The sequence below is a fragment of the Microbulbifer sp. MKSA007 genome (assembly GCA_032615215.1).
In the GTDB taxonomy this organism is placed as follows: Bacteria; Pseudomonadota; Gammaproteobacteria; order Pseudomonadales; family Cellvibrionaceae; genus Microbulbifer.
Genome location: CP128433.1, coordinates 4,041,939 through 4,058,249, shown reverse-complemented (window position 1 = coordinate 4,058,249; position 16,311 = coordinate 4,041,939). Strand labels below are relative to the sequence as shown.

The window sequence follows — 16,311 nt, the reverse complement described above, 5'->3', positions numbered from 1 at the left end:
TTCGGGGCACTAATTATTGATTAATTAGCGCCCCGGTTTCATTTGTGGAATTTGAAATTTGCAACGACGGAAATTTTAAATTTCTCTTTCAGGTGCAGAGTGATCTGCAATTAGTAAACACATTTTATATGTGAATTGGTATTGACTATGAACTTGCATGAGTATCAGGGCAAACAACTGTTTGCGGAATACGGATTGCCGGTTTCCAAAGGCATTGCAGCGGAAACCCCGGCAGCGGCAGCAGCAGCGGCTGACGAAATTGGCGGTGATAAGTGGGTAGTAAAGGCCCAGGTACACGCTGGTGGCCGCGGTAAGGCTGGCGGTGTAAAGCTGGTAGATTCCAAGGCAGAGATTGAAGAGTTTGCCAAGAAGTGGCTGGGCGAGCGTCTGGTAACTTATCAAACAGACGAAAATGGCCAGCCGGTTTCCCGTATCCTGGTTGAAAGCTGCACTGACATCGACCAAGAACTGTACCTTGGCGCCGTTGTTGACCGCTCCACCCGTCGTATCGTTTTCATGGCTTCCACCGAAGGCGGCGTTGAGATCGAGAAAGTAGCGGAAGAGACTCCAGAAAAAATCCTGAAAGCCACTATCGATCCGCTGGTAGGCGCTCAGCCTTACCAAGCGCGCGAGCTGGCTTTCAAACTGGGCCTGAACCCGACTCAGGTTAAGCAGTTCACCAAGATCTTCCTCGGCCTGGCAAAAATGTTCCAGGAAAAAGATCTGGCCCTGCTGGAAATCAACCCGCTGGTAATCACCACCGAAGGCAACCTGCACTGCTTGGACGCCAAAGTGGTAATCGACAGCAACGCGCTATACCGCCACGCTGACCTGCGCGAAATGCACGATCCTTCCCAGGAAGATTCCCGTGAAGCGCACGCTGCCAAGTTCGACCTGAACTACGTAGCTCTCGATGGCAACATCGGCTGCATGGTAAACGGTGCTGGTCTGGCCATGGGTACCATGGACATCGTAAACCTGCACGGCGGCAAGCCAGCTAACTTCCTGGACGTTGGCGGCGGCGCGACCAAAGAGCGCGTTGTTGAAGCGTTCAAGATCATCCTGTCTGACGAGAACGTAAAAGCCGTACTGATCAACATCTTCGGTGGTATCGTTCGCTGTGACATGATCGCCGAAGGCGTTGTGGGCGCAGTAAAAGAAGTTGGCGTTAAAGTACCGGTTGTTGTTCGCCTGGAAGGTAACAACGCAGATCTGGGCGCCAAGGTTCTGAGCGACAGTGGCCTGAACATTATCGCGGCTACCAGTCTGACCGATGCGGCTCAGCAAGTGGTTAAAGCTGCGGAGGGTAAATAATCATGTCAGTATTGATTAACAAAGACACTAAAGTAATCTGCCAGGGCTTCACCGGCTCCCAGGGTACTTTCCACTCCGAGCAAGCGATTGCTTACGGCACCAAGATGGTTGGTGGTGTAACTCCGGGTAAAGGCGGCCAGACTCACCTGGGCCTGCCAGTATTCGACACCGTTAAAGAAGCGGTAGAGAAGACCGGCGCTGAAGCTTCCGTAATCTACGTACCTGCGCCTTTCTGTAAGGATTCCATCCTGGAAGCGGCCAACGCTGGTATCAAGCTGATTGTTTGTATCACCGAAGGTATTCCGACTCTGGATATGCTCGACGCTAAAGTGAAGTGCGACGAGCTGGGCGTGCGCCTGATCGGCCCGAACTGCCCGGGTGTTATCACTCCGGGTGAGTGCAAGATCGGTATTATGCCAGGTCACATCCACAAGCCGGGTAAAGTGGGCATCGTTTCCCGTTCCGGTACCCTGACCTATGAAGCGGTTAAGCAAACCACCGACTACGGCTTTGGCCAGTCCACCTGTGTGGGCATCGGTGGTGACCCCATCCCGGGTTCCAACTTCATCGATATCCTGGAAATGTTCCAGAACGATCCGCAGACCGAAGCAATCGTTATGATCGGTGAGATCGGTGGCACTGCTGAAGAAGAAGCAGCTGCTTACATCAAGGAAAATGTTACCAAGCCTGTAGTTTCCTACATCGCTGGTGTAACTGCTCCTCCCGGCAAGCGTATGGGTCACGCGGGCGCGATCATCTCTGGTGGTAAAGGCACCGCCGATGAGAAATTTGCTGCTCTGGAAGACGCTGGTGTTAAAACCGTGCGCTCCCTGGCTCAGATCGGCGACGCTCTGAAGGAAATTACTGGCTGGTAAGTAATTGCCAACTTTTAGTTTTCAAAAAAGCCACCCATTGGGTGGCTTTTTTTATGGCTGTATAAAGTCGGGTCAGATTAGGCAGAGTTGCGCTGGGCTCCCCCAGTAAATAGTTTTACCTATCTTTACATTTTCATGGTGTTTACAGTTTTATCTGTTGTTAAGTTTTCTTTTTATCGCTGAAAGTTGATTTTCATTCTCTCTTCATTTTTGTACTTCTATCTATAGGTCACGTAAGTCTGCGTTTTGTAAGGCTTTTCTTGTGGTTCCTAGTTCTTTTGGTTGCTTGCTGAAAATATTTGAATATTTTTTATTACAGGAATCGATTTTGGTTTTGGTGTTTGGGAAAGGTTTTTTGTGATCTCTTCCCTCTTTTTGTTTTCTATTTCTGTCGGGTGAATTTTGACTTGCCGAATTTGGTGCGGCAGTGTTGGTTCTCGTTATGGCAGCGAAAATAACTTTTCAGGAGGTGCGTCAGCATGGGGCTAGCTATAGATAAAAATATTCGAAAAATATCCTATAAGATAGACTTTGGTGGATTTTCTTTGGATAGGAATGAAGAGGTAGGTGGGGTTTGGCCGAATGGTGTGGTGAAATATTATGTGCCCTCCAATTTAGATTCCGGTTATGTTAATTCGGTAAAAAAGGCTATGTCTCATTGGGAAATTTGCATTTATCGAAAGTTCAGATTTGCAGCGATTAAGTTCCTGCAGGTTGGAGCGGCAGGCCGTGGAGTGGTTACAATTAAGGACGACCGCAGTAGTGCGACGGTAGGGTTTACCAATAAAACCGATCAATATTGTGGTGTAGATTGGAAAACTAATAGAGCAGCGATTGCCTCCCTTCCCCATGAAATCGGTCATACACTGGGTTTGGCCCACGAACACATGCGTGCCGACGCCCCTCTGTCAGTGAAGAACACACTTGACTCCCTGCAGCAGCAAACTCGGGTGCAAACCCTCACCAGGTTTTTAACACACAATTCTGCTTTTGATGGAAACTCCATCATGATGTATGACGACCAGGCAAGGGCACTGGGGATTGTAAAAAACACTCGTGAGGGAGGCTGTAAAATATCGGCCAATCAGGTGAATAGTTCTACCTGGAATCCCAGTGCTGGGGATCTTGATATGCTTTCATATCTCTATGATGGCAATCGTCAGACTCTGCCGAGATCTTTTGCCGGGCCTTTGATGTAGCCAAAAGAGCTAGGGTGCGATGCGGTTATTTTTATTGGAATAAAAATAAGGGAGTTTTTTGCTCCCTTTTTTATGTTGCTACATGGTGTCGGGCTGAGCTGTAGTGGCCTCTTTAAAATTCAATTTCATATCTATCAATTAAGAAAAGAATTTGCTGGGTTTTACTAGGAGAATATTGCCTTTCGGTGTCGATGATTATTAACTGTCAGCTCTTAATGTGGCGGATAAAAATTTATTATCGTAAGCTGTAAATCGTGGCGCCCTATTGATCTAAATTCTGAAGAGTAACTCTAGCTTACCTGTCAAATTTTAGCGGCCAGGGGTATAGGTAATATAGATGCCAATGCTTTTCTAATTTTCCTTTCTCGTAGCTGGTGATATACACGACTTGCCCCCACTCCTATACTGCCGAAAACCAATTGTTTAGGAGCGAATATGACCAGGGCATTGATTGGGGTGATTGGAGGAAGTGGCCTTTACGATATGCCGGGGCTGACTGAGGTGGAGGAGGTCCATATCGACACTCCCTTTGGCAGGACTTCGGACGCCATTGTCTGCGGTAAGCTCGCAGGTGTATCAGTAGCTTTCCTGGCCCGTCATGGTCGCAATCATCACCTGATCCCCTCCCAAGTGCCTTATCGGGCAAATATCCATGCCCTGCGCCAGCTCGGCGTGCGCTACATCCTGTCTCTCTCGGCTGTGGGCTCCCTACAGGAAGAGGTACGGCCGCTGGATATGTTAATCCCCGATCAGTTCATTGATATGACTCGCCGGCGGCAGAGTACCTTTTTTGGAGATGGCGCGGTTGCCCATGTGTCCATGGCCGATCCAGTATGCTCTGCTGTCGCTGATAGTTTGGCGCGTGCTTTCACGCAGACCCAGGCAGGGCAGCCAATTGAGTTACACCGAGGCGGCAGTTATATCTGTATCGAGGGCCCACAGTTTTCCACCCGTGCCGAGTCCCACTGGTATCGCAGTATGGGGGCGTCGGTTATCGGCATGACCAATATGCCTGAGGCCAAGTTGGCCCGGGAGGCACAAATTGCCTACGCCACGCTGGCTATGGCTACTGACTATGATTGTTGGCACCCTCGTGAGGAGGCGGTAACCGCAGAGGTAGCGATTGCGAATCTTCAGCAAAATGCCACGCGCGCGCAGCAAATTGCGATGGAAACCATACGTATTTTAGGGGCTGAGCAACCGGAGTCCTCCGCTCATACAGCACTGTTGAGCGGTCTGGTGACTCCCCTCGAAGCTATGCCTGAGGAAACACAAGCTGTAATAAAACCACTGCTCGCTCCGACAGAACCGGAGCTTGAAGAAATGGAGCAGTGATATCGATGCGTGAGACCTTACCTCTGCTGGAGCTATCGGACTTCCCCTCTCTGCACCGAGGGGCCATTGAGACCTTGCAGGTCAACATTGGCTACCGTTGTAATCAGCGCTGTTTACACTGCCACGTCAATGCTGGGCCTAATCGAACCGAGATGATGTCGGACGACAATTTGGCGCTGTTATTGGAAGTTCTTACGGTCCGTAAACCCCGTGTGCTGGATGTGACTGGTGGGGCCCCGGAATTGCACTGGGGTTTTCGATCCCTTGTAAGAGGGGCGCGAGAGCGCGGAGTACATGTAATTGATCGCTGTAACCTGACAGTTCTTTTTGAGCCGGGCCAGGAAGATACCGCTGAATTCCTCGCTGAAAACCAGGTTGAGGTCGTTGCCTCCCTGCCGTGTTACTCAATCGATAATGTCGATAAGCAACGAGGTAAAGGAGTATTCGATAAGAGCATTGCGGCGCTACAAAAATTAAATGCATTGGGCTATGGCAAGCCCGGCAGTGGCTTAGAGCTCAACTTGGTCTATAACCCCCAAGGACCCTTTTTACCCCCGGAGCAAAGTGCTTTGGAGGCGGACTACCGAAGAGAGTTGGCGAACCACTTTTCCATTAAATTTAATCATTTGTTCGCTCTCGCCAATATGCCAATCAAGCGTTTTGGTTCCATGTTGGTTTCCAAGGGGCAGTTTCACGATTATATGGCGCTACTTAAAGACAGTTACAGTGCGGATAATCTCGCTGATGTTATGTGTCGCAGCTTGGTTAGTGTCGATTGGCAGGGAAACCTATTTGATTGCGATTTTAACCAACAGCTCAACATGCCTATTCCCGGCCGATTACATTTGCGAGATTTAATCGAGATAGATCTAAAGGGGGCGGCAATTTGCGTTGCAGATCACTGTTACGGTTGTACAGCCGGGCAGGGAAGTAGTTGTGGTGGGGCTCTCTAACTTTCTGTTAACGCAGATGGAACCTGAAAACGATGAGTAAAAAAATCCTGCTGGTAGCCGCTATTGTCGTATTGGTGGTGGCTTTCTACTTGCTTGATCTACACCATTGGTTGAGCCTGGAAAAGTTAAAGGATGGAGCGGAGGACTTTAAGCGCTGGCAGATGTCGTCACCGCTTTTAGTCGAGTTTTTGTTTCTGGTCTTCTATATTTTGGTGACTGGCTTATCACTTCCCGGGGCGGCAATTCTAACTATTGCAGCCGGCGCATTGTTCGGTCTTTTCTGGGGTACTGTAATCGTTTCTTTTGCTTCCAGTATCGGTGCCACCCTGGCCTTTTTAATGGCTCGATATTTATTCCGGGACTATATTCAGGGGCGTTTCTCCGAGCGGCTTCAAGTCGTCAATAAGGGAATTGAGCGGGAGGGGGCATTTTACCTTTTTGCGCTGCGATTGGTGCCGGCTTTCCCTTTTTTCCTAATTAATATCCTGATGGGGCTCACCCATATTAAAGCCTGGACTTTCTACTGGGTTAGTCAGCTCGGAATGCTGGCGGGTACGATAGTTTACGTAAATGCCGGCACCCAGTTGATGAGAGTGGAAAATCTCAAGGATATTTTATCTTTGCCACTGTTATTGTCTTTTGTTCTATTGGGTGTGTTTCCCTTAATTGCAAAATATGCGCTCAACTGGCTTAAGCGCAGGCGTCAGGCTGGATGATCTAATTATGCAGAAACCTAAGAAGTTTGATCGTAACTTAATTGTCGTTGGTGGTGGTGCGGCGGGCCTGGTTACGGCTTACATCTCTGCGGCGATAAAAGCAAGAGTCACTTTGATCGAAGCAGGTAAAATGGGGGGAGATTGTCTCAATACCGGCTGTGTACCCAGTAAAGCATTGATTATGTGTGCGCGACAGGCCCATAGGGCAAGATGTGCGGGTGAGTTTGGGGTTGTACTCCATGAGCCAACAATTAATTTTCCCCGGGTTATGCAACATATCAAGGAGTCGATTAAAACTATTGAACCCAATGATAGTGTGGAGCGCTATAACGAGCTGGGGGTTGAAGTGCTCAAGGGAACTGCAGAGCTTATCGATCCCTGGACAGTTAAAACCCAATTAAATAGTGGAGGGGAGAAAATCCTGACGGCAAGGGCTATTGTACTAGCCACTGGCGCCGAGCCGAGTGTTCCGCCTTTTCCTGGGCTCGATCAAGTGAATTACCTCACCAGTGATACTTTATGGGAGCGGTTTTCTCAGTTAAAAACCCCTCCCCACAGGCTGGTATTACTGGGTGGGGGAGCTATTGGTTGTGAGCTGGCACAAGCCATGGCCAGGTTGGGTTCGGAAGTGGTTCTGGTGGAGAGGTCCGACACTATATTATTGGAGTTGGATGCTGACGTATCTGCGGCCGTCGCTGAGGCGCTTACTCTGGATGGCGTTAAAATTTTGACAGACCACGAAGCTGTTGAGTTTGAAGGTGTTCCTGATCGAGAAGGAGGCATACTCATTGTAGAAAATAAGGGCGATAGGGTTAAGCTCGAGTTTGATGAGGTGATACTAGCTCTCGGCAGAAAGGCGAAAGTAACCGACGAAGGTCTCGAGAACCTGGACTTGCTGGATAATGGCAGGTTGAAACTTGATGGCTACCTGCGAACTCGCTATCCACATATCCTTGCAGCTGGGGATGTGGCAGGGCCATACCAATTTACCCATATGGCCTCACACCAAGCTTGGTATGCAGCGGTAAATGCCCTTTTCGGTGACATTAAAAAATTTGCCGTAGACTACTCTCTGGTTCCCAGTGCTGTATTTGTCGATCCGGAAGTGGCGACTGTAGGCCTTTCTGAAAAAACTGCTAGTGAGCAGGGAGTGAATTACGAGATAACCCGCTATGATATCGAGCATTTGGACCGAGCTATAGTCGATGGTGCGCGGCGAGGATTTGTCAAAGTCCTTACGGTGCCGGGAAAAGATAAAATACTAGGTGTTTCTATTGTTGGGGAAAATGCTGCAGAACTAATTGCGGAGTTTATTTTAGCGATGAAGCATGGGTTGGGGTTGAATAAAATTCTCTCAACCATCCATATCTATCCGACCATGAGTGAAGCCAATAAATTTGTCGCGGGCAATTGGAAACGTGCTCACGCACCAGCAGCTATTTTACGTTTCTTAGAGGTTTTTAACCGCTGGAGGCGCAACTAATGCAATTCAGTGTGATAGTTCCTCTATTAAATGAAAAGGAACACATAGCCTCTTTACTGGAGCACTTGCAGCAATTGAGCGTGCAGGAAGATTGTGAGGTTATTGTCGTAGACGGCGGCAGTACCGATGGTAGTGTTGAGACCCTAGAGCAGTCTGGTTTGCAGCTGGTCCACGCCACTCGGGGTAGGGCGGTTCAGATGAATGCCGGTGCGTTAATGGCTAAAGGTCAGTGGTTAGTGTTTTTGCATGCCGATAGCCGTCTACCCGCAGATGCCCTCAAGTCCATCACAAACCTCGAAAAGGAGAATGCCCACTGGGGGCGTTTTAATATTCAAATTGTCGGACACAGTTTTTGGTTTCCCTTGATTGCGACTTTAGTTAATTTACGCTCTCGTTTTAGTGGTATTGCTACAGGGGATCAGGCCATTTTTGTGCGCCGTGGTTTGTTCGAAACTATCGGTGGATTCCCTGCGCAGCCGTTGATGGAAGATATTGAGCTGAGTCGCCGTTTGCGCAGTTATTACTGGCCCTATTGTTCTCGTGAAAAAGTAGAAACCTCAGGGCGTCGCTGGGAAAAGTACGGCGTATTGAGAACCATTTTATTGATGTGGCGATTGCGTTTTGATTACTGGCGGGGCGTATCAGCAGAGAGTTTGGCAAAACGCTATGAGTAGTTTTCTATTGCCGCCCATGCGTCTTGTAGTGATGGCTAAGGCTCCGTTGCCAGGGTATGCAAAAACTCGGCTAATTCCTACTTTGGGAGAGAAGGGCGCAGCCGCTCTCGCATTACAGTTATTGCAGGATACATTGGCAGAAGCGGTTAAGGCGAATCTGGGCCCTGTCGAGCTGCATGTTGCGCCTAACTCCAGGCACCCTTTTTGGCAGGAGTTCAAGTTGCCTCAGGGGGTAAAGCTATACAGCCAGTCAGAAGGTGATCTCGGTCAGCGCTTGTGGCGGGCAGCGAAAAGTTCTTATGCCGCTGGCCAGGGGCTCTTTTTATTGGGGACAGATTGTCCGGCATTAAATGCAGAAAGAATCCGAGCCGCAGCTGTGGCGCTAGTGCACACGGACTCTGTTATGTATCCCGCAAATGATGGTGGCTACACCCTGTTGGGCTTGAAGTACCTGCATTCTCGCTTGTTTGAAGATATATGTTGGAGTACTGAAGTCGTTGCCCAGCAAACCCTGGAGCGATTACTGGAATGTGATATGCGCTGTCAGCAATTGGATGTGCTTGCGGATATTGATGAACCTGAGGATTTGCAGTTTTTACCTAGAGCTCTTTCGATGAATCTGGCAGATTTTCGGGAAGCAGATTAAAAGCAATTGAGAGTAAGGAGTATTTCTAGCTTGAACCAGGAAGTGCTGGCTCTAGGAATATAACTTCCCTCGTGACCTGCCAGCGCCCATTTTCATACACCAAATCTATCGCCAGTTTTAACAGTTGCTCCTGGCCAGCCAAATTGTTTTTTCGCGAGAAGATTACTAAAGCACTGTTTTCATTTGCCACTATGCGGTGAATTTTTTTCCAGTCGTTGAGAGGTAGTTCACCCGCGTCACGCTTGGCTTTAAACATATTGATGAAGGCCGTTTTGTCTGCCACCGTGACCCGGTCCGAAGGATCTAGTATGAAGACCTCCATTTCCCGGTGGTAGACACTTTCCAGTTCGTCTTCTCTGCAGTACACCCCGGCCTGCACGAGGTAGTCAATAAACTGCTCGATCTCTCTTACCGTATCTGGATTATCCATCGCTCAGGCACTCCAACCGGGACCAGATGAATATAGATTAAGGTGGAGATATTTGGGGCTTTCTTCGGCCAGGCTAAGCTGGCCTAGAGGGGGATTAGAGAGCGGGGGCGGCGCTGGCTTCGGAATTCACTGCGCTGTTCTCAGCAAGGATCCCGCCGTTTTCATCATTGGCTGCGGCCAGTCGTTGTTCCTCAATGCGGCTACTCCAGCTCAGAAGGGCTTGATAGTGGCGGATATTCTGTACATAAGTCACCGGTTCCCAGCCTCGGGCATAGCCGTGTTTGGTGGTCTTGTAATACTGACGCTTGGCCAGAAGGGGCAGGTGTTCGCGCACATCGGGCCAAAGATCTGGATTGCCGCCCATTCGTTCTGTCAGTACCCGGGCATCCTCAAGGTGGCCATAGCCTACGTTGTAGGCAGCCAGTGCCATCCAGGTTCTGTCGGGCTCGCGAATGCGATCCGGCAGTTTGTTGCGGATTTGTACGATATAGCGGGCACCACCCTCAATGCTCTCTTCGGGGTTTAGGCGGTTTACACCGAGATCTTTTGCGGTGTTCAGAGTCAGCATCATCAGGCCGCGTACACCGGTGCGAGAGCGGGCACGCGGATTCCAATAGGATTCCTGGTAGCTGAGGGCCGCGAGTAAGTGCCAGTCGAGGTCATATTGGTCGGCAACCTTTTGCATGGTGCCGCGCCACTGGGGCAGGCGCTCGCGGCTGCGCTTGGCAAAGGCTTTGGCGCCGCCCACATTTAGGTCGCTGACGTGGCCGAAAAATTCTTCCCGCAACTGGGCAATCATGCCATTGGTATTGGCGCGCAACATAAAGCGGCGTGCACTGCGATATAGGCTGTCGTCATCACTTTGTGGGAAGGCCCAGGAAACCGGTTGGAATTGGGTGAGGTTGAACGCAACTGCAGTGTTTGGGTAAAGGCCGCGGTGAACTGCGTAAGCGTTGGAATCCACAATTGCATAATTGTATTTTCCTTCCTGCACCATCTCCACCAATTCCATGGCGTCCACGTCGGAGACTTCCTCCCAATCCAACTCGGTATAGCGGGTGGAGAGTTTCTTCATTTCTTCTGCGTGAGCACTACCGGCAATGACGGCGACCTTTTTTCCTTCGAGATCGCTAGTTTTACGCGGCCGCTGTTCGCCAACTCGGTAGATAACCTGTTGGCGAATCTCAAAATAGGATGGGGTAAAGCGGACTTGTTCGCGACGCTCTGGAGTTACCGTGAGGCCGGCAGCCGCGAAGTGCGCACCACCCTCCGGGTCGCGCAGCTGATCGAACATTTCGTCCAGATCGTGCACGTCGCGAATTACCAATTTCACCCCCAGCTCCTCAGCAAATGCACGCAGCATGCCGTATTCAAAGCCCGTCGGGTTGCCGGAGGCGTCTTCGTAATAAGTGGTGGGGCCGTTTTGTGACAGGACAACCAATTCACCGGTGGCTTTGACACGCTCGAGTGTATTCGGTGCTTTACTGGCAACCAGCAGGGAGGCGCAGCAGGACAAGGCGATCCCTTTGCACACACGGCGGACGTAGCGCAGCATACGGCTTTTCATCATCATAGGCTGTCCTCTCTAGCTAGTCCGTTGGTTTATTTGCTGTTGTGCCTAAGGCCCTGTATGTCGATTTCGCTCTCAAGTACGAGGGCAAAATTTGACGCAGTCCGCCAATTTTACATTATTTGACGACAATCTGCCCAGTTTGTCTTTTGAACACTGTGATCTGCGCGCTTGCAAAGCATTACAGACTTAGGTAGGCGAGCCTGACTTTGATACAAAGTTGGTTTATTTACAGCCAAGCTTGCTGGTCTTTTGAACATTCAGGTTACTAATTAGTTCATGTGTACCCAAGTGTCGGGCGGGTGTGTTGGAGTAGCGATGCTTCAGGTACAATTGCGCCTCTCAAATTTCCGGGGCCTTGTGCGAAATCCCATTCGCGCAATCTTTCTCATTTAGACAAGAGGCTATCTCCCGCAATGTTAGTTCTGCGTGGTGCTCCTGCACTGTCGAAATTCCGCCATAAAAACCTGCTCAATCAACTGCGCGCGCTGCAACCGACCATCGACGATCTCTACGCTGAGTTCGTTCACTTTGCAGACAGCGACTCACTGGATAACCAGGAGATGGCCCTGCTGGAGCGACTGCTCCAATACGGCCCAACCGAGGAAAAGCACGAGCCGAAAGGCGAGTTGATCCTGGTAGTGCCGCGTCCGGGCACAATTTCTCCCTGGGCTTCCAAGGCTACTGACATTGCTCATAACACTGGCCTGAACAAAGTTCATCGCCTGGAGCGTGGCATCGCCTACTACGTTACTGGTGTCGAGTTAACCGAAGCTGAACGCCTTGTGCTGGCCTCCCGCTTACACGATCGTATGGTTGAAGCGGTATTCACCGATTTTGCTCAAGCTGAGCAATTATTTGTGGAAGAAGCGCCGCGCCCGTTGCGCGGTGTGGATATTCTCGAGGGCGGTCGCGAAGCTCTGGAAGATGCCAATGTCACCTTGGGCTTGGCCTTGGCCGAAGATGAGATTGATTACCTGCTCACCAGTTTCCAAGAGCTGGAGCGCAATCCCACAGATGTAGAGCTGATGATGTTTGCCCAGGCAAACTCCGAGCACTGCCGCCACAAGATCTTCAATGCCTCCTGGACCATCGACGGCGAAGAAATGCCGCACTCCCTATTCGGCATGATCAAGAATACCTACCAGAAGGGGGGACAATGTGTTGTCCGCCTATGCGGATAATGCAGCCGTCGTTACTGGTAGCGAAGCGGGGCGTTTCTACCCGGATCCTGACAGCAAGGAATACGGTTTCAGCACTGAAGCCATTCATCTGCTGATGAAAGTGGAAACCCACAATCACCCTACCGCGATTGCTCCTTTCTCCGGTGCTGGTACCGGGGCCGGTGGTGAAATTCGTGATGAAGGTGCAGTTGGCCGTGGCTCCAAACCAAAAGTGGGCCTGACCGGTTTTACGGTTTCCAACTTGCGCATTCCCGGCTGGGAGCAGCCTTGGGAAGCCAACTATGGCAAGCCTGAGCGTATTGTTACCGCTCTGGATATTATGATCGAAGGCCCGATCGGTGGTGCAGCATTTAACAATGAGTTTGGCCGCCCGAATATCTGCGGTTACTTCCGTACCTTTGAAGAAAATTTCGATGGCGAGCGTCGCGGCTATCACAAGCCGATCATGTTGGCTGGTGGGTACGGCAATATCCGCGAAGAGCATGTAGACAAGCCCGAGTTTTCCCCTGGCGCAAAACTGGTAGTGCTGGGTGGCCCGGCGATGTTGATTGGCCTCGGTGGTGGTGCAGCCTCCAGTATGGCCAGCGGCTCCAGCTCTGAAGATCTGGATTTCGCTTCAGTACAGCGCCAAAACCCGGAAATCGAGCGTCGCTGCCAAGAGGTGATCGACCAGTGCTGGCAGTTGGGTGAGAGCAACCCCATTGCCTTTATCCACGATGTGGGTGCGGGCGGTTTGTCCAATGCTTTCCCCGAGTTGGTGAAAGATGGCGGTACCGGCGGTAATTTTGAACTGCGCAATGTGCCCTGTGATGAGCCGGGTATGAGCCCGCTGGAAATCTGGTGTAACGAATCCCAGGAACGCTATGTATTGGCAGTGATGCCGGAAGACCTGGAGCGCTTCGAGCAAATCTGTGAGCGTGAGCGCGCGCCTTACGCCGTTGTCGGTGAAGCTACCGAAGACAAGCACCTGCTGTTAAATGACAAGAAGTTTGAATCCAAGCCTGTAGACCTGCCGATGTCGGTGTTGTTCGGCAAGCCGCCGCGCATGCACCGTGAAGCAGAAACTCGCCAGGTGGAAAGTAAGGCATTTTCCACAGCAGATATCGACCTGAATGAAGCGGCTGAGCGGGTGCTGCGCCTGCCCACAGTGGCTAGCAAGAGCTTCCTGATCACTATCGGTGACCGCACTGTAACCGGTCAGGTTTCCCGCGATCAGATGGTCGGTCCCTGGCAGGTGCCGGTGGCTGATTGCGCGGTAACTACCGTTGCCTATGACAGCTACGCCGGCGAAGCCATGTCTATGGGTGAGCGCACCCCGGTGGCATTGCTGGATGCACCGGCCTCGGGCCGCCTGGCAGTGGGTGAGGCAATTACCAATATCGCCTGTACCCCAGTGAAGCAACTGTCCGATATCAAACTCTCCGCCAACTGGATGTGTGCTGCGGGCCATCCGGGTGAAGAGGAAAAACTTTATCGAACCGTAGAAGCGGTGGGTATGGAGTTGTGTCCTGAATTGGGCATTACCATCCCGGTGGGCAAGGATTCCATGTCTATGCGCACTGCCTGGGAGGAAGAGGGCGAGCAGAAATCGGTTACTGCACCGCTGTCTCTGGTAATTTCTGCCTTTACTCCGGTAACTGATGTCCGCAAGACAGTGACACCGCAGCTGCGCACCGATAAAGGTGAGAGTGAGTTACTGTTTATCGATCTGGGTGCCGGCAAAAATCGCTTGGGCGGCTCCTGTCTGACGCAGGTCTACAACGAGCTGGGTGACAAGCCCGCAGACCTGGACGATGCCAAGAAGCTGAAAGGTTTCTTCGAGGTGGTACAGCAGGCTCTGAATGAAGACCTGATCATGGCCTACCACGACCGCGCTGACGGCGGTCTGTTTACAACCCTGGCGGAAATGGGCTTTGCCGGCCGCGTGGGTATGGATGTGGAAATCTACGAATTGGGTGAAGACCCGATTGCGGCGCTGTTCAGTGAAGAGCTGGGTGCGGTATTGCAGGTTCCCGCCTGTGAAGCGGATATGCTGGTACAGCGCTTTGCCGCTGTGGGTGTACCCACCCACAAGATCGGTTACCTGAACAATAACGAACACCTGTGCATCACTAATAACGGTGTTGAAATCTTCAAGCGCTCCCGTGCTGAATTGCAGCAGATCTGGTCGGAAACCAGCTACCGTATCCAGTCCCTGCGCGATAACGCCGAGTGTGCCGAGCAGGAATTCGCTGCAATAGCCAAAGAAGACCCGGGCCTGACAGTAAACCTCACTTTCGATATCAACGACGATATCAGCGCACCTTATATCGCTAAAGGTGTTCGCCCGAAAGTTGCTGTACTGCGAGAGCAGGGCGTGAATAGCCAAGTGGAAATGGCGCACTCTTTCCACCGCGCTGGCTTTAACGCTGTCGACGTACATATGAGTGACATCCTGTCTGGCCGTGTAGCGTTGGATGAGTTCAAAGGTTTGGTGGGCTGTGGTGGCTTCTCTTACGGCGACGTACTGGGTGCTGGTGAGGGGTGGGCTAAAACCATCCTCTTTAACGATCGTGCCCGCGATCAGTTTGAGGGCTTCTTCAATCGCAACGATACCTTCGGCTTGGGGGTGTGTAACGGTTGCCAGATGTTCTCGGTGATCAAAGAGCTGATACCAGGTGCTGATCACTGGCCGCGCTTTGTGCGCAACCTCTCTGAGCAGTATGAAGCGCGCTTCGCACTGGTAGGCATTGAAGACTCACCTTCCGTGTTGTTTAAAGGTATGGCGGGTACTTACATGCCGGTTGCCGTTGCTCATGGTGAGGGGCGAGTGGAGTTTGCTGACCAGCAGGCGCTCGAGAAGTGTGAAGCTTCCGGCACTATCGCGATGCGCTACCTGAATAACAAAGGGGAAATTACCCAAACTTATCCGGCCAACCCCAACGGCTCGGTAAATGGTATTACCTCTCTGAGTTCTGAGGATGGCCGCGTGACTATTATGATGCCGCATCCTGAGCGTGTTGCTCGAGCTGTCAGCAATAGCTGGCATCCAGATGAGTGGAAAGAAGATTCCGGCTGGATGCGCTTGTTCCGTAACGCGCGGGTGTTTGTCGACTAAGACAAGTCATTCCCTCGGTTTTTGCCTGCCGAGGTACACGTAAAGATTGTGGTGGCCGTTTCAGGTCACCACAATCTTTAGCAAATATAGAAATATTTCTGTAATTTTTTTCAGCCCTTTCATTTCCTGGCGTATTTTTTCCCTTCCTTAAAGTAGAAACTTCAGCTACTGCTATACTTAAACGATTATTCGAAATAACGTTTTTGCTATGGTGCAGTTATCTGTTGTATTTGCAGTTTACTTGCTCATTGCTCCATCCAATGTCTTGCTGGGATTAGGGTTCACATTTAATTCCGCTCGATTCTTTTCAAATTTCATCGTTTTTAACCTTTTCAGAAAAAAGCAGTTTCTGAGGGGGTATTCCTGCCTGGTAAAAGTGATTAAGGAGAAAACTATGGCGTACAGCGAAACTCTGGCTGAAAAAGTGCGCAAATTACTTCAGGGAAATGAAGGCCTCAGTGAAAAGCAGATGTTTGGAGGTCTCGCTTTTATGTTGAATGGCAATATGGCCTGTGGGGTTGTTGGAGAGGAGTTGATGGTCCGGGTTGGGCCTGATGAGTATCAAACTGCGTTGGCCGAACGCTATACCCGGCCTATGGATTACACCGGGCGCCCCTTAAAAGGCATGGTGTATGTGGAAGAAGATGCTGTCGCAGAGGATTTGGATAACTGGGTCAGTCGTGGAGCGGTATTTGCGGGCTCACTTCCTCCAAAATAATCGCTTATATTCACTGAACTTAGCAAATTAGTTTCTTTTTATTGCATGGTGAGTGATTAGCAGTCAGGAGTTGGCGTGAGTTCGCTGTTTTCTACGCGTTGACTTCTGTACGGCCTA

The 16,311-nt window shown here is 50.8% G+C and carries 12 protein-coding genes and 1 pseudogene; 11 read left to right on the top strand and 2 right to left on the bottom strand.

Features of this window, described 5'->3' with window-relative positions; genetic code table 11:
- Positions 1-147 precede the first annotated feature (147 nt).
- The 9 genes from sucC (at position 148) to QT397_20920 (ending at position 9,195) form a co-directional block, all read left to right on the top strand.
- Positions 148-1,314 carry an ADP-forming succinate--CoA ligase subunit beta gene (sucC, locus tag QT397_20960; protein WNZ55309.1) on the top strand — a complete coding sequence of 389 codons (1,167 nt, stop codon included), beginning with the start codon at positions 148-150 and terminating at the stop codon, positions 1,312-1,314.
- Between the two features lie 2 nt (positions 1,315-1,316).
- Positions 1,317-2,189, top strand: coding sequence for a succinate--CoA ligase subunit alpha (gene sucD / locus QT397_20955; GenBank protein ID WNZ55308.1), 873 nt, complete (start codon positions 1,317-1,319; stop codon positions 2,187-2,189).
- 479 nt (positions 2,190-2,668) lie between these two features.
- Entirely contained in the window at positions 2,669-3,388 is a 720-nt protein-coding gene (locus tag QT397_20950) for a M12 family metallopeptidase (protein WNZ55307.1), read from the top strand.
- Positions 3,389-3,823: 435 nt separating this feature from the next.
- The gene (mtnP, locus tag QT397_20945) at positions 3,824-4,723 is read left to right on the top strand and encodes an S-methyl-5'-thioadenosine phosphorylase (GenBank protein WNZ55306.1); all 900 of its coding nucleotides are present in this window, start codon (positions 3,824-3,826) and stop codon (positions 4,721-4,723) included.
- A gap of 5 nt (positions 4,724-4,728) precedes the next feature.
- The gene (gene arsS, locus QT397_20940) at positions 4,729-5,676 is read left to right on the top strand and encodes an arsenosugar biosynthesis radical SAM protein ArsS (protein ID WNZ55305.1); all 948 of its coding nucleotides are present in this window, start codon (positions 4,729-4,731) and stop codon (positions 5,674-5,676) included.
- A 32-nt stretch (positions 5,677-5,708) separates the two neighbouring features.
- Complete coding sequence (locus QT397_20935) at positions 5,709-6,392, top strand: TVP38/TMEM64 family protein (protein WNZ55304.1); 684 nt, start codon at positions 5,709-5,711, stop codon at positions 6,390-6,392.
- 7 nt (positions 6,393-6,399) lie between these two features.
- Positions 6,400-7,875, top strand: coding sequence for an FAD-dependent oxidoreductase (locus tag QT397_20930; GenBank protein ID WNZ55303.1), 1,476 nt, complete (start codon positions 6,400-6,402; stop codon positions 7,873-7,875).
- Positions 7,875-8,549 carry a TIGR04283 family arsenosugar biosynthesis glycosyltransferase gene (locus QT397_20925; protein ID WNZ55302.1) on the top strand — a complete coding sequence of 225 codons (675 nt, stop codon included), beginning with the start codon at positions 7,875-7,877 and terminating at the stop codon, positions 8,547-8,549. Before QT397_20930 ends, QT397_20925 begins: the two co-directional genes overlap by 1 nt.
- Positions 8,542-9,195 (top strand): TIGR04282 family arsenosugar biosynthesis glycosyltransferase, encoded by a 654-nt coding sequence (locus QT397_20920; protein WNZ55301.1) that lies wholly within the window; start codon positions 8,542-8,544, stop codon positions 9,193-9,195. Before QT397_20925 ends, QT397_20920 begins: the two co-directional genes overlap by 8 nt.
- A 25-nt stretch (positions 9,196-9,220) precedes the next feature.
- Here the strand turns inward: QT397_20920 and QT397_20915 are convergent, their stop codons facing one another.
- Together QT397_20915 and mltF are read right to left on the bottom strand one after the other, a co-directional pair.
- Positions 9,221-9,625: a hypothetical protein gene (locus QT397_20915; GenBank protein ID WNZ55300.1), complete on the bottom strand. Its 405-nt coding sequence runs from the start codon at positions 9,623-9,625 to the stop codon at positions 9,221-9,223.
- 94 nt (positions 9,626-9,719) lie between these two features.
- The gene (gene mltF / locus QT397_20910; protein WNZ55299.1) at positions 9,720-11,198 is read right to left on the bottom strand and encodes a membrane-bound lytic murein transglycosylase MltF; all 1,479 of its coding nucleotides are present in this window, start codon (positions 11,196-11,198) and stop codon (positions 9,720-9,722) included.
- Between the two features lie 413 nt (positions 11,199-11,611).
- Between mltF and purL the strand changes: the two are divergent.
- Positions 11,612-15,476 (top strand): annotated as a pseudogene (gene purL / locus QT397_20905) (phosphoribosylformylglycinamidine synthase).
- Between the two features lie 394 nt (positions 15,477-15,870).
- On the top strand, positions 15,871-16,194 hold the full coding sequence (locus QT397_20900) for a TfoX/Sxy family protein (GenBank protein WNZ55298.1): 324 nt from the start codon (positions 15,871-15,873) through the stop codon (positions 16,192-16,194).
- Positions 16,195-16,311: the final 117 nt, after the last annotated feature.

Coding starts and splice junctions, on each gene's coding strand:
- sucC (WNZ55309.1), top strand. CDS start 148: ATGAACTTGCATGAGTATCAGGGCAAACAACTGTTTGCGGAATACGGA.
- sucD (WNZ55308.1), top strand. CDS start 1,317: ATGTCAGTATTGATTAACAAAGACACTAAAGTAATCTGCCAGGGCTTC.
- QT397_20950 (WNZ55307.1), top strand. CDS start 2,669: ATGGGGCTAGCTATAGATAAAAATATTCGAAAAATATCCTATAAGATA.
- mtnP (WNZ55306.1), top strand. CDS start 3,824: ATGACCAGGGCATTGATTGGGGTGATTGGAGGAAGTGGCCTTTACGAT.
- arsS (WNZ55305.1), top strand. CDS start 4,729: ATGCGTGAGACCTTACCTCTGCTGGAGCTATCGGACTTCCCCTCTCTG.
- QT397_20935 (WNZ55304.1), top strand. CDS start 5,709: ATGAGTAAAAAAATCCTGCTGGTAGCCGCTATTGTCGTATTGGTGGTG.
- QT397_20930 (WNZ55303.1), top strand. CDS start 6,400: ATGCAGAAACCTAAGAAGTTTGATCGTAACTTAATTGTCGTTGGTGGT.
- QT397_20925 (WNZ55302.1), top strand. CDS start 7,875: ATGCAATTCAGTGTGATAGTTCCTCTATTAAATGAAAAGGAACACATA.
- QT397_20920 (WNZ55301.1), top strand. CDS start 8,542: ATGAGTAGTTTTCTATTGCCGCCCATGCGTCTTGTAGTGATGGCTAAG.
- QT397_20915 (WNZ55300.1), bottom strand. CDS start 9,625: ATGGATAATCCAGATACGGTAAGAGAGATCGAGCAGTTTATTGACTAC.
- mltF (WNZ55299.1), bottom strand. CDS start 11,198: ATGATGATGAAAAGCCGTATGCTGCGCTACGTCCGCCGTGTGTGCAAA.
- QT397_20900 (WNZ55298.1), top strand. CDS start 15,871: ATGGCGTACAGCGAAACTCTGGCTGAAAAAGTGCGCAAATTACTTCAG.